This is a genomic window from Sphingomonas naphthae (assembly GCF_028607085.1).
GTDB lineage: Bacteria > Pseudomonadota > Alphaproteobacteria > Sphingomonadales > Sphingomonadaceae > Sphingomonas_Q > Sphingomonas_Q naphthae.
Genome location: NZ_CP117411.1, coordinates 2024453 through 2036622, shown reverse-complemented (window position 1 = coordinate 2036622; position 12170 = coordinate 2024453). Strand labels below are relative to the sequence as shown.

Annotated in this window: 12 protein-coding genes; 2 read left to right on the top strand and 10 right to left on the bottom strand. The window is 69.5% G+C overall.

Features of this window, described 5'->3' with window-relative positions:
- Window positions 1-11: 11 nt before the first annotated feature.
- Together PQ455_RS09515 and PQ455_RS09510 are read right to left on the bottom strand one after the other, a co-directional pair.
- Window positions 12-1082, bottom strand: a complete 1071-nt coding sequence (locus PQ455_RS09515; RefSeq protein ID WP_273685838.1) for an NAD-dependent epimerase/dehydratase family protein — start codon at window positions 1080-1082, stop codon at window positions 12-14.
- Window positions 1083-1382: 300 nt separating this feature from the next.
- Entirely contained in the window at window positions 1383-1772 is a 390-nt protein-coding gene (locus tag PQ455_RS09510) for a hypothetical protein (protein ID WP_273685837.1), read from the bottom strand.
- Between the two features lie 125 nt (window positions 1773-1897).
- Here PQ455_RS09510 and PQ455_RS09505 point away from each other — a divergent pair, with 125 nt between their 5' ends.
- Window positions 1898-2176, top strand: a complete 279-nt coding sequence (locus tag PQ455_RS09505) for a hypothetical protein (RefSeq protein ID WP_273685836.1) — start codon at window positions 1898-1900, stop codon at window positions 2174-2176.
- Window positions 2177-2181: 5 nt separating this feature from the next.
- Here PQ455_RS09505 and PQ455_RS09500 read toward each other — a convergent pair whose 3' ends face one another.
- Genes PQ455_RS09500 through PQ455_RS09490 form a run of 3 tightly spaced genes read right to left on the bottom strand, consistent with a single transcriptional unit; the run spans window position 2182 to window position 5343 of the window.
- A complete protein-coding gene (locus PQ455_RS09500) occupies window positions 2182-3210 on the bottom strand; it encodes an acyltransferase family protein (RefSeq protein ID WP_273685835.1) in 1029 nt (342 codons plus the stop codon).
- Entirely contained in the window at window positions 3207-4232 is a 1026-nt protein-coding gene (locus tag PQ455_RS09495; RefSeq protein WP_273685834.1) for a glycosyltransferase family 2 protein, read from the bottom strand. Before PQ455_RS09495 ends, PQ455_RS09500 begins: the two co-directional genes overlap by 4 nt.
- Window positions 4222-5343, bottom strand: a complete 1122-nt coding sequence (locus PQ455_RS09490) for a hypothetical protein (protein ID WP_420542867.1) — start codon at window positions 5341-5343, stop codon at window positions 4222-4224. The genes PQ455_RS09495 and PQ455_RS09490 overlap by 11 nt, the downstream gene beginning before the upstream one ends.
- 234 nt (window positions 5344-5577) lie before the next feature.
- Here PQ455_RS09490 and PQ455_RS09485 point away from each other — a divergent pair, with 234 nt between their 5' ends.
- Entirely contained in the window at window positions 5578-6549 is a 972-nt protein-coding gene (locus tag PQ455_RS09485; RefSeq protein WP_273685832.1) for a glycosyltransferase family 2 protein, read from the top strand.
- A gap of 14 nt (window positions 6550-6563) precedes the next feature.
- On the opposite strand, the gene PQ455_RS09480 is transcribed toward PQ455_RS09485, so the two are convergent.
- Genes PQ455_RS09480 through PQ455_RS09460 form a run of 5 tightly spaced genes read right to left on the bottom strand, consistent with a single transcriptional unit; the run spans window position 6564 to window position 12160 of the window.
- Window positions 6564-7217 carry a YjbE family putative metal transport protein gene (locus tag PQ455_RS09480; RefSeq protein WP_273685831.1) on the bottom strand — a complete coding sequence of 218 codons (654 nt, stop codon included), beginning with the start codon at window positions 7215-7217 and terminating at the stop codon, window positions 6564-6566.
- Window positions 7214-8248 (bottom strand): D-alanine--D-alanine ligase family protein, encoded by a 1035-nt coding sequence (locus PQ455_RS09475; protein WP_273685830.1) that lies wholly within the window; start codon window positions 8246-8248, stop codon window positions 7214-7216. Before PQ455_RS09475 ends, PQ455_RS09480 begins: the two co-directional genes overlap by 4 nt.
- Window positions 8249-8258: 10 nt before the next feature.
- Entirely contained in the window at window positions 8259-9350 is a 1092-nt protein-coding gene (locus PQ455_RS09470; protein ID WP_273685829.1) for an AbrB family transcriptional regulator, read from the bottom strand.
- Window positions 9351-10652: a CitMHS family transporter gene (locus PQ455_RS09465; RefSeq protein ID WP_273685828.1), complete on the bottom strand. Its 1302-nt coding sequence runs from the start codon at window positions 10650-10652 to the stop codon at window positions 9351-9353. It abuts the gene before it with no gap.
- A gap of 44 nt (window positions 10653-10696) precedes the next feature.
- Window positions 10697-12160, bottom strand: a complete 1464-nt coding sequence (locus PQ455_RS09460) for an OprO/OprP family phosphate-selective porin (RefSeq protein WP_273691332.1) — start codon at window positions 12158-12160, stop codon at window positions 10697-10699.
- Window positions 12161-12170 lie beyond the last annotated feature (10 nt).

Sequence of the window (12170 nt, the reverse complement as noted above, 5' to 3'; positions counted from 1 at the left end):
CGTCTCCCCCCTCAGGCGGCCACGGCTCCCAGATCGGACGGGTCGTGCCAGTGCAGGCTGGTCGATAGTCGCCCGCGCGCGATATGGTCGGTCAGCACGCGCAGGCGGATCAGCGGCGAATTGCGGAAATCCGCATCGGCGAAGCCCATGCCGCGCAGCCCCTCGACCAGTTGGCGGATCGATTGGGCGAGGGTGACCTGCGGCAGATGGGCGGGGGCCAGTTCGGCGAAGCGGCTGAAATCGACCTGATAGGATCGGCTGTCGGCCGGCGCGTCGGTATTGATGCTCACCCGCGTGCCGGGCACCGCCTCGGCGACGGCGGCGGCCAGATCGCGCACCTGATAGTTCGCGCTGTTGGCCCCGGCATTGACGACCAGGTTCCGGCCACCATTGCCCGCCCGCCGCGTCACGCCCCATTCGATCGCGCGCGCCATGTCGGCGGTGTCGATCAGCGGGCGCCACGGCGTGCCGTCGCTCAGCACGCTGATCTCGCCCTGCGAGAGCGCGCAGGCGACGAAATCGTTGAGCACCAGATCGAGCCGCAACCGATCGGACATGCCGCAGGCGGTGGCGAAGCGCAGGCAGGTGACGACCATGTCGCCCTCGATCCCCGCCAGCTCGCGTTCGGTGCCGATCTTGGAGGCGGCATAATCGGTCATCGGGTTGAGCGGATCGCCCTCGCGGCGCGGCCCGCCCTCGGCCACGCCATAGACGGAGCAGCTCGAGGCGAACACGAAATTGGCGACCCCGGCGGCGGCCGCCGCTTTGGCGATCGCGATCGACGCATCCTGATTGATCGCGCGGGTGACGCCCGCGAATCGGCTGCCCATCGGATCGTTCGAGACGGCGGCGAGATGGACCACCGCGTCGTAGCCGCCGAGGTCGCCGGCCTCCAGCGCGCGCACGTCGCCGAAATCCTGCCGGTCGAGCAACCGCTCGGGAAGCTGGCCCGCGCCCGTCAGGCAATGGGCGAAATAGGCATTGTCGAAGCCGTGGAGGATCGCCCGTGGAAAGCTCTCGCGCAGGCGCTTCACCACCGCCGGCCCGACATAGCCCATATTCCCGGTGACGAGGATTTTCATCGCTGCATCTCCCTGTCCAAACGCGCTGCCAAGACCTGCGCGACACAAGATCGACCGCCGCGCGCAATCGCGCGGTGTGAAATCTCTTCGCCCCCATTTGCTCGTCTTGCCGGCGCATCGACCAACGGGCCGGTCGCGCGGACGATGCCCCCATCGCCCCGGATCAAATGCCTCTCAAGGGATTCGATGCCGCTTCGCAACAAAATGAAACATTATCCGGCGCGGCCGTCAACCGCCATTTTTACTTGGCCTTGTCGTGATCCTCTGTTGCGGCGCGGAATGACCGCAAGCCGTTGAATGTCAGCGCAAACTCTCGACGATCGAGCGGAAGCGCACCCGCATGTCGTCGAACGTGTCGAGCCGGGGCGGGTTGGGCAGCACGCCCACCAGCGCGCGCAGCACCATCACCTCCTCGTCGTCGAGGTGGTGCGAAACCGCCTCCTGCGCGACCGCGACCAGGTGGTTGCGCTCGGCGCCGCCGGCCGTTTCCTCGGCCAGCAGGATCGCGCGGAAACGGTTGAGCGCGCCCAGGGTGGTGGTCCACACGACGTCGCTCAACTGCTCGGCCGGATAGCCCGTCGTCAGCAATCCCTTGGCCCGGTGAAGCTCGTGCGTCTCCTTGGCGGCGCGCGCGGATTCCGTCGCGGCATCGCGGAGCAGAGCATGGAGTTTTTCGATGATCCGTGGCATAGGCGCGTTCGCGTGCATTCCCCGCTTCGTCTCGTTGTCGCGTGCCGTTTCCTGCCCCGGACCTAACGGGGTGGATTGACGGTTTGTTAAACCTGTCGGGCTAACCGGCTCTGGAGAGATGGACGATGATTCCCGAGCAGAAGCCGGAGCCCATGAACAACAGCGCGCACGCCGAACCACATACCTCCTACGTCTCGGTGCGCCCGGTGGGCTCGCCGGCCCTGAAGGTGGGCTCGCTGCTCAAGCGCGGCGCGGTGGACCTGATCTCGCTGACCCGGCCCACCAAGGTGAAGGCGCTGCCGATCGTGCGCGTCGGACTGGCCGTCGTGCTGGCGCTGGCGGCGTGGGGCATCGTGCTGGGCGCGATCTGGGCGTTCGCGCGATTCGCCCTGCGGCTGATCTGACCGCATCAGCGTAACCCCAGGAACAGCCGCCGGATGGGCGGTGTCAGCAGCAGCAATCGTTCCAGCACCATCGGGCCGATCAGCCCCGCGGCCATGCCGATCAGGATGTGGGTCGCCACATCCTCCACGCCGACTTTCAGCAAGACCGCGCGCACCGGCACCACGAAGAAGATGTGGAACAGGAAGATCGCGAAGGAGGCCGCGCCCACTTTCGCGATCCAGCGGATGCGCGGGGCGTAGGCGATCGTCAGCACCGGTACGATCGCGCCGATCACCAGCGCCACCGCCGTCCCCCGCCCGCCGCGCAACCCCGCCGGCAAAGTCAGCACATGGGCGAGGTGGACACCGAGCGCGACCACCAGCACCGCCAGCGCCAGCCGCACGATCGCGGGGGTGAGCGTGATGAAGCGCCGCGCGGCGATGCCGACAAAGAAATAGGGCGCGAGGAAGAAAGCGCCGTTGATCGAGAGGAAATCGATCGGCTCGGCCGGCACCGTCAGCAGGAAGGCGATGGCGATCGCCGCGCCGATCCCCCACGGGCTGTGCAGCACGCGCCGTTCCAGCAGCGGCAGGATCAGGAAGATCAGCAGCATCGCCTGGAGGAACCAGTAAATCGCGTAGCTGAAGACATAGGCGTGGAGCAGGCCCACCACCGCCGCGCCCGCCGGCACCGGCTGGCGCGCGAGCGTGGCGAGGTAGAAAAGGGTGGTGGCGCTCAGCAGCGGCAGCGCCAGCCGCCGCGCCTTGCCGCGCAGGAACACACCCGGCCGCGCCGGATCGAGCGGTTTCAGCGCATACACATAACCCGAGATCGCCGCGAACATCGGCATGCGGATCGCCAGCAGGAAATCGAGCAGCAGCCGCAAGGGTTCGTCGTCGCCGATGCCGAGCCCGTCGCTCTGCCGTCCGCCGATGACGTGGAACAGCACCAGCAACATGCAGGCGAGCCCGCGCGCCACCTGCACGCGATCGACCGTGCCGCTGTGCGCGGTGGCGCCCAGAAAGGCGAAGCGGCTGGCGGGCGGGGCGGTCATTGCAATTGCAGCGCCACGATCTGCGCCGGCGGCGGGCGGCCGAACAACCGCTGGCGCAGGAAGCCGATACCCCACGCCATATGCATCACCATGGCCGCGACCCCCGACGCCATGGCGCAGGCGCTGCGCTGCTTGAACCCCAGCGCCGCGCCCGCCGCGAGACACAGCAGCGCCCACGCCAGCAGCGGCAGGCAGAGCGGTCCCCACAACGGCGACAGCAGCGCCAGCCCGGCGGCCAGCGGCGGGGCGAGCGGCAGGCCCTGCCGCAGCTTCATCCGGCTGCGATGGAGCGCGATCGTCCGCGCGCGCCCGGCGCCATAGCCGAGATATTGGCGGAACAGCGCGGCCGGCGTGCGGCGCGGAAAGTAGGTGATCGCCTGCGCCGGCTCCAGCCAGATGCGTGCGCCGGCCTTGGCCAGCCGCAGGTCCAGTTCGGCATCCTCATTGTGGCTCAGCGTCTCGCGATAGCCGCCGACGCCGAGGAACAGGTCGAGCCGCATCAGCGCATGATGGCCATGGTCGACGAACTGGCCCTCGCCCAGATGGCGATGCGCCGATCCGCCGGTGCCCAGCACCGAATTCTGCGCCGTCGCCGCCGCGATCTGGAAGCAGGCTTTGCCTTCGGCCACCATCGGCACCACCACCGATGCCGCGCCCTCCCGCCGGGCGCTGGCGACCAGCCCGGTCGCATAGCCGGCGGGATAGGCGCAATGCGCGTCGATCCGCACCAGCCAGTCTCGGCCATGGCCATGCCGCGCCGCCGCCAGATTGACCCCCGCGCTCTGGATGCGGCGCGGATTGGGCAGGAGGATCACATTGGCGTTCGCCGCCGCGACCGCCTCGACGATGGCGACGCTGCCGTCCGTGCTGCCCCCATCCGCCACCACGATCCGAGCGGCGGGCGCGTCGGTGGTCAGGCGATCGAGCAGGTCGGGCAGGTGCGCCGCCTCGTTGAGGCAGGGGATCACGATCAGCATGTCGTGGCCGGGCAACTCCGCACCGGGTCGGGGCTCAGCGGTCACCGGCATCTCCTAAAGCCTGAACCAGCTCGACGCATTCGGCGCGCGAGATGGTGAGGTCGCCGATCGGCACGCGGGCGAGCGCCTGATGCAGCCGCATGTAGCGCGCCGGCTCCATCGGCTTGATGATCCGCAGCACGTCCTCGATCGGATTCTGCACGATCAGGCCGATCTCGCGCGCGCTCAGCCACGCCGCCGTCTGCACGCCGGCCAGCGCGATTGGCACCGATCCATGGCCCGTCGCCTCATAGATGCGGTTGGGCAGCAGCCAGCGCGAGTTGAGCCCTTCCTCGAAATAGTCGATCGCCCAGGCGAAGTGGGTCCGGCCGTACAGGTCGTCCAGATCCTCCGGCTTGTAGGGGCCGTGGTAGGTCAGGCCCGGCGTGTCACGCACCTCGGCGTCGAAATCGACGAACTCGGTGTAGGCCGGCTTGCCGGCGATCAGCACCTCGATATCGCCCTCCGATCGGCGCACGATCTCCTTCAGCATCGCCAGGGTCTTGCGACAGCGGAGCATCCCGAACCAGCCGATCCGCCACGGCGGGCCGGCCGGCGCGGGGACGGGCGGGGGCGGGGTGTCGCCCTCGGCCGCGTCCCACGCCGGCAGCTTGTTCTCCAGCAGCATCGTCGGCGTATCGAGGTGGCGCCGCGCGCGGAAATATTCGGAATGGAAGGCGGGGGAGCTGACCAGGAGCAGGTCGATCCGCGCGAGCAGCCACGCCTCCACCCGCTGCACCAGCCGCGCCGCCCGCCCGGTGCCGACCAGCGAGCGGTGGATGTCGAGACATTCATACACCAGCGGCCGGGTGCCACCCGCCGCCGTCGCGGCCAGCGCCAGCGCCTCCAGATTGCGGCCGATCACCACGTCCGCCGCCCGGCCGATCGCGCGCAGCCGCCACGGTCGCAGCAGGTTCTTCACCACCGCCCATGCGCGCTGGACGAGCCGCGCATCGGCGGTGCGGCCAAGGTCGATCGCCGGGGCGCCGGCGATCGTGGCGGGCACGGTTTCGCTGCGGCGAAAGCCCAAAACGATCGGAAATGCCCCGCCTGCCTGCATCATCGCCACCCGACGGGCGACCGCAGCATCGTTCAGGTCGTGGACGAAGTAGGCCACCTTCAACGGCGCTACGCCCTTTCTGCAAACGCCGTCTGTTACCCGGTTCGCTTGAAACCGGCGGCGGTGATCCCTGTTGCAGTGCGGAAACATCGCTCGGCAAAGATCGTTTCACTGTCAATCATTCGGTGCTGCGCTGCGACGAAGCGGCTTTACCGCGCGATGGCCGGTGCGGCCTGCGGTATCGCCCGTCGCCGGGCGCGGGCAGACTCACGCGGCGAAGGAGGCCGCCCCATGACCGACCATCCTCAAGACGTGTGCGTCGTGATCGCCGCCATGAACGCCGCCGCCACGATCGGCCGCGCCGTCGCCTCCGCGCTGGCCGAGCGGCGCGTGGCCGAGGTGCTGGTGGTGGACGACGGCTCGATCGATGAAACCCCCGCCGCCGCGCGCTTCGTGGATGACGGCAGCGGCCGGCTGCGCGTGATCGAACTGCCGGTCAACGGCGGGCCGTCGGCGGCGCGCAACCGCGCCTTCGCCGAAAGCCGCGCGCCCTATCTCGCCATCCTCGATGCCGACGATTTCATCCTGCCCGGCCGGTTCGATCGGCTGATGGCGATCGCCGGCTGGGATCTGATCGCCGACGATATCGTGTTCGTGCGCGAGGATGTCGCGGGCGATTTCGATCCGGCCGGGGTCCGGCGCGGCAGCGGCGTGGTCGAGGTGCTCGATCTGGCGGGCTTCGTCCGCCGCAACATCCCGGCCGGCCCCGTCCAGCGCGGCGAACTGGGCTTCATCAAGCCGGTGATGCGCCGCGCCTTTCTGGAGCAGGCGGGCCTCGCCTATGACGAGACGCTGCGGCTGGCGGAGGATTATGCCCTCTACGTCCGGGCGCTGGCGGCCGGTGCCAGCTTCCTGCTGACGCACAGTTGCGGCTATGTCGCGATCGAACGAGCGGGCTCGCTCTCCGGCCGCCACGGCACCGCCGATCTCGCCGCTTTGGTCGCCGAGGACGAGGCGCTCGCCCGTCTGCCCGGCCTCGACCGCGAGGCGCGCGGCGCGCTGGCCGCGCACCGCCTCCACACCCAGCGCAAGCTCGACCACCGCCTGTTCCTCGATCGCCGCCGCGAGGGCACGACCTTCGGCGCGATGACCGGCTTCGGCCCCGCCGCGCTGGCCCGCATCGCCGCCGACGTCGCCCGCGACAAATTGGCGGCGCGCCGCCCGGCCCCGGCCGATGCCGGGCCGCGCTACCTGCTGGGGTAGCGCGGCTCTTCGCCTCACATCAGCGTCAGCAATCCCCGCGCCGGATCGACCAGCCCTTCCCACACCATCCGGCCGGCGACGTAGAGGATCACGGCGAGGCCCACATAGGTCAGCCAGCGATAGCGTTCGATCACGCGGGCCAGCACGTTGGCGGCGATGCCCATCAGGGCGACCGACAGGATCAGGCCGATGGCGAGGATGCCGGGGTGGTCGCGCGCGGCGCCGGCCACCGCCAGCACATTGTCGAGGCTCATGCTGACGTCGGCGACGGCGACGGCCCAGGCCGCGCTGGCGAAGCTGCGCGGGGCGGGCACGGCGGCCTCGCCATGCGCGTCGCCGGCCTCGCCACCTTCGCGCAGCTCGCGCCACATCTTCCACGCCACCCACAGCAGCAGCAGTCCGCCCGCGAAGACGAGGCCGACGAGTTGGAGCAATTGCGTCACCACCAGCGCGAACACCACGCGCAGCACGAGTGCTGCGGCCACGCCGATCACGATCACCCTGCGGCGCATCGCGGGCGGCAGGCCGGCGGCGAGCGCGCCGACGACGATGGCATTGTCGGCCGCGAGCATGATGTCGATCAGCACGACCTGCCCGAAGGCGGCCAGCGCCGCCGGCGATCCGATGTTGGAGAAATCGGCGACGATGTGCGCCCAGAGGTCGGTCATGCGGGGATATCCATCTTCGTCCAGGCCGCGCGCAGGGCCGCGCGCAGCAGATCGGCATAGGTCCAGCCGGCGCCTTGCGCGGCCAGGGTGGAAAGGCTGTCCTGATCGTCGCGGCCCGGCCGGCCGGCGCCGGTGATGTTGGGCTTGGCGTTCAGGTCGAACAGAACGTAGCGGCCGTCCTCGTCCTGCCGGCAATCGATGCGGATCGGCGCGCGGATCGCCAGCAATGTCGCGGCCGTCACGCAGTCGTCCAGCACCGCCGTGATCGCCGGATCGGCCATTTCGGCGGGCGTCATCGCGACGCTGTTCCGGCTGACCGGCACGTCGCCGTTATAAGGGGCGACATCGCCGATCTGGTCGAAACGGCGGACGGGCGGCAGCGCCCATGGCCGGTGGTCGCCGTCGCGGGTGCCGGGCGGCATGATTGTGACGGTGATTTCGGTGCCGGGCAGAAATTGCTCGATCATCACCGTGTCGCCGAAGCGGCCGCCGGCGATCAGCGCCCGCACCGCCGCGTCCAGCGCGGGCCGGTCGCGCACGACCGACACGCCCTGGCTGCCGCGCCCGCGTACCGGCTTCACCACCGCCGGCACCGGGAGCGTGGCGCCGTCGAGCGTGGCGAGCGACACGAGGGTCGAGGTCGCCACCGGCAGGCCGGCCTCGCTCAGCCGCGCGTTGGTCGCCGCCTTGTCGTCCATCGCCTGCGTCGCGGCGGGATCCTGCCCCACGATCCACGCCCGCCGGCTCGCCGCCTCGATCGGATGGCCCGCGAACAGCACGGTGTTGGCCCACAACAATTCGGCCCCCGCCGCCAGCGCCGCCGCGATCCCCTCGGGCGTGTCGGGAAAGACCCAGTCGAATATCTGGGTTGGGTCGGGATCGGCGACCGGGGTGACGATCGTGCAGCCGGCGGCGCGCAGCGCATGGCCCATGTCGGCGCCGCTGTCGGAATAGCCGCCGGGCTTGGCGTCCTTGCGGAGGCCGTCGATCACCGGCGGGGGCAGCGCCTGATAGAGGATGGCGATGGCCATATCGCGCGGATCAGAGGGGGTGGGTCGCATCCGGGGCCTTTCCACGAGCGAAGCCTAGCGGTGCCGCGATCAGGACGAGCACGACGCGGGTGAGGTGATGAATGATGACGAAGCCGGGCTCCAGCGCCAGCGATAGCGCCACCATGCTCATTTCGGCCAGCCCGCCGGGCGAATAAGCCAGCATCAGCAGCGCCGGATCGATCCCGCTCAGCCGGCCGACGACGAGCGACCACAGGATGGTCAGCGCGAGCAGGATTACCGTCGATCCCGCCGCCAGCATCAGGGTGCGAAACAGCGCCGGCAGGGTCAGGCCGACGAAGCGGCAGCCTATCGTGGCGCCCAGCCCCACCTGCGCCGCCGCGACCGCCCAGCCGGGCAGGCGGAAATCGGTGATGCCCGCTATATGCAGCACCGCGCTCACCGCCAGCGGGCCGATCAGGTGCCAGGCCGGCAGGCGCAGCAGCTTGCCGAAGGCGAGGCCGACGGCGATACAACCGCCGCCCCACAGCAGCAGCGACCAGTCCGCCTCGGCGCCGATCACCGTCGCGGTTCCGCTGCCGATCGGCGCGGGGGCGTGGAACAGGCGGATCAGGAAGGGCAGGATGAACACGACGAGGAAGATGCGCGCGCCGTGGATCAGGCCGATGGCGCGCTCGTCGGCGCCGCGATCGGCGCCCATCAGCACCATCTCCGCGATGCCGCCGGGCATCCCCGCAAAGTAAGCGGTCGCCGGATCGAACTTCGCGACCCGGCGGAAATAGGCGACGCAGAGCAGAGCGGCGCTCAGCAGGAAGAAGGGCAGCATCGCGATCGGCACGATCCAGGCGCGCGCCAGCACCAGTAGGTCGGGGTGGAAGGCGCTGCCCAGCACCACGCCGATCACCGCCGCCATCGGTCGCCGCGTCGCTGAAGACGCCTGGATGGGCAGCCGTGCCACGCTGCCGACCGCGCAGGCCGCCATCGACCCCAGCACCCACGGCAGAGGCGCGCGCAGCCACCAGAACAGCAGGCCGCCGATCGCCCCCACCGCCAGCGCGGCGGCGAAGCGCAGGATCACCCGCGCCGCGTCGCCATCGATCCGCCGAGGCCGTCGCTCCGTCATTCAGCCGACGAAGGGAAACGCCAGCGCCATCATGCCGACGATCGTCATTACGAGGCAGACGAGCGCGGCCGGCAGCAGGGTGAACCGCTGGTGATCGGCCAGATCGATCCCCGCCAGGCTCACCAGCAGATAGGTGGAGGGCACCAGCGGGCTCAGCAGGTGGACCGGCTGGCCCATCAGCGAGGCGCGCGCGATGGCGATCGGCTCGACGCCATAATGCGCGCCGGCTTCGGCCAGGATCGGCAGCATCCCGAAATAGAAAGCGTCGTTTGAGATGAAGAAGGTGAAGGGCAGGCTCAGCAGCGCGGTGATCGGCGCCATATAGGGGCCGAGGGCCGGCGGGATCACGCCCACCACCTCCTTGCTCATCGCCTCGACCATGCCCGTGCCGGAGAGGATGCCGGTGAAGATGCCGGCGGCGAAGATCAGCGACACGACCGACAGCACGTTGCCGGCATGGGCGGAGATGCGCTCCTTCTGCGATTGCACGTCGGGGTAATTGGCGATCATCGCGATGGCGAAAGCGATCATCATCACGATCGACAGCGGCAGCGGACCCCACACCAGCATCGTCAGCAGGGCGATGACGAGCGCGGCGTTGAACCAGATCAGGTGCGGGCGCCGCGCCTCGGGATATTGCGACACCGCCATGCCGGTGAATTCGGTCGGCCCGTTGGCGCGGACGTGGCCGAGGCGCAGCCGCTCCTTGCGGCCGAACCACAGGGCCATTCCCAGCAGGGTGAGGAGCCCGGCGATCATGCCGGGGATCAGCGGCAGGAACAGGGTGGCGGGATCGAGCTTCAGCGCGGACGCGGCGCGCGCCGTCGGGCCGCCCCAGGGCGTCAGGTTCATCACCCCGCTCGTCACCATCAGCAGGCAGACGAGGTACAGCCGGTTCATGTCGAACCGTTTGTAGAGCGGCAGCAGCGCCGCGATGGTGATGATGTAGGTGGTCGATCCATCGCCATCGAGGCTGACGAGCGCGCACAGGATCACCGTGCCGAGCAGGATCAGCAGCGGATCACCATGCACGATGCGGATCAGCCGGTTGACCAGCGGATCGAACAGGCCGGTATCCGTCATCGTCGAGAAGAACAGGATGGCGAACAGCAGCATCACGCCGGTCGGGGCGAGATTCTTGATGCCGTCGATCATCATGTCGCCGAGCCCGGCGGCCTGCCCCGCGATCACGCCGAACAGGGAGGGGATGATGATCAGCGCTACCAGCGGCGTCATCCGCTTGGTCATGATGAGCGTCATGAAGGTGGCGACCATCAGGAAGCCGAGCAGGGCGAGGTTCATGGGGTGCGTCCTGGGAAGAGGGCGTGGGAAAAGGGTGCGGGCGATCAGAAGGTGACGGAGACCCGCGCGCTGACGGTCTGGCCGTCATCCTTGCCGAGATAGTCTCCAGTACGGCCGTCCGTGTTCCACTGGATCACGTTGAACTGGGTGCGGATGAAGCTGTTGAGATACCAGTTGAGACCGATCGTGCCCGCCCAGCCGTCGCCGGCGGTGGCGATACCGTCATGGTCGAGCCGCTCGTAGCGCGCGGTCAGCTCGATCGCGCCGGGGCCGCCCTCGAAGATGGATTTCAGCACCTTGGGCTGGCCGAAGCTGCCGAGGCGCGGGTTATATGGCGGCAGATCGCCGGTGACGAACCAGCCGCCCGAAACGCTCCACGCATGGGTCACGAAATCGGGCCGCCCGTTGTCGAGCCGCGCGTTGCGGCGCCCGGCCTCGCCCATCACCCACACCGGGCCGCGATAGCCGCCGATCTCGACGCCATAGCCGGTCGTGCCGGTGCCGCCGAGGATCGGCCCGGTCGCCACGCGCAGCGCGCCGTTGAAGCGTCCGCCGATCACCGTGCTGCGCGTCAGCGTCCGCGCCGCCGATGACAGGGATTCGTCGAAGCCCCAGGCGCCGAGGTGGAGGACGGTGTCGTCGTTCTTGATCGGGTTCCAGTGGGCGCGGCCCAGCACGGTGCGGCTGTCGCTGACAGCCTGATTGCCGTCGATCCGGTCGCCGGTCAGCGTCAGCGAGGCGTGGCCGCTCTTCCAGAACAGGCGCGGCATCACGCCCAGGCCGTAGAAGGCGCGCTGCGGGATGATCGCGGTGGCGACGACGGTGCGCTCGAGGAAGGGCGTCGAATCCGATCCGGTCGATCCCTCGAAGCTCCGGTCGTTGAACAGGTGGCCGATGCGGACATCGTAATCCATCGCCCCGATCGTGTTGCGCCAGCCCATGAAGGCGGTGACGACGTCCACCTCATTCTCGGAAAAGTCGCTCTCGAACTGGTAGAAGAAATGCGTGCCGACCCCGCCCTCCAGGCCGAAGCGCAGCGCGCGCATGCCCGTGGTGGTCAGGTTGCGGCCGCGATAGCGCGAGCCGCGCGTGGCGCTTACGTCGGTGATGATGCGGCCGCGCGGCTTGTAGGTGAATTCGCCGTCGGCCGAGTGGAACACGGGCAGGCCCGCGCCCCATTCGGTGGTGAGGCCGGCGAGATTGTCGGTCGCCTCCTGCACCCGCGCCACGTTGCGCTCGGCCGGGCCGGGCGGAACCAGTTGCGGCGCATAGGGCGGGGTGATGATGATCGGCGGCTGGCCGTTGCCCTGCGCCACCACGATCGGCGCGGGGGCGGGCTGGGCGGCGGCCAAAGTGGTTCCCGCCTCGAGCTTGTCGAGCCGCGCCTTCAGCGCCGCGATCTCGGCGGCCTGCGCGCGGACGAGGTCCGCGAGGTCGGCCGGAGTGGCGGTCTGGGCGAGCGCTGGGGTGGCGAATACGAGCGCCGCCAGCGCACAGCCGGTACGCATACGCAACAGG

Coding starts and splice junctions, on each gene's coding strand:
- PQ455_RS09515 (WP_273685838.1), bottom strand. CDS start 1,082: ATGAAAATCCTCGTCACCGGGAATATGGGCTATGTCGGGCCGGCGGTG.
- PQ455_RS09510 (WP_273685837.1), bottom strand. CDS start 1,772: ATGCCACGGATCATCGAAAAACTCCATGCTCTGCTCCGCGATGCCGCG.
- PQ455_RS09505 (WP_273685836.1), top strand. CDS start 1,898: ATGATTCCCGAGCAGAAGCCGGAGCCCATGAACAACAGCGCGCACGCC.
- PQ455_RS09500 (WP_273685835.1), bottom strand. CDS start 3,210: ATGACCGCCCCGCCCGCCAGCCGCTTCGCCTTTCTGGGCGCCACCGCG.
- PQ455_RS09485 (WP_273685832.1), top strand. CDS start 5,578: ATGACCGACCATCCTCAAGACGTGTGCGTCGTGATCGCCGCCATGAAC.
- PQ455_RS09480 (WP_273685831.1), bottom strand. CDS start 7,217: ATGACCGACCTCTGGGCGCACATCGTCGCCGATTTCTCCAACATCGGA.
- PQ455_RS09475 (WP_273685830.1), bottom strand. CDS start 8,248: ATGGCCATCGCCATCCTCTATCAGGCGCTGCCCCCGCCGGTGATCGAC.
- PQ455_RS09470 (WP_273685829.1), bottom strand. CDS start 9,350: ATGACGGAGCGACGGCCTCGGCGGATCGATGGCGACGCGGCGCGGGTG.
- PQ455_RS09465 (WP_273685828.1), bottom strand. CDS start 10,652: ATGAACCTCGCCCTGCTCGGCTTCCTGATGGTCGCCACCTTCATGACG.
- PQ455_RS09460 (WP_273691332.1), bottom strand. CDS start 12,160: ATGCGTACCGGCTGTGCGCTGGCGGCGCTCGTATTCGCCACCCCAGCG.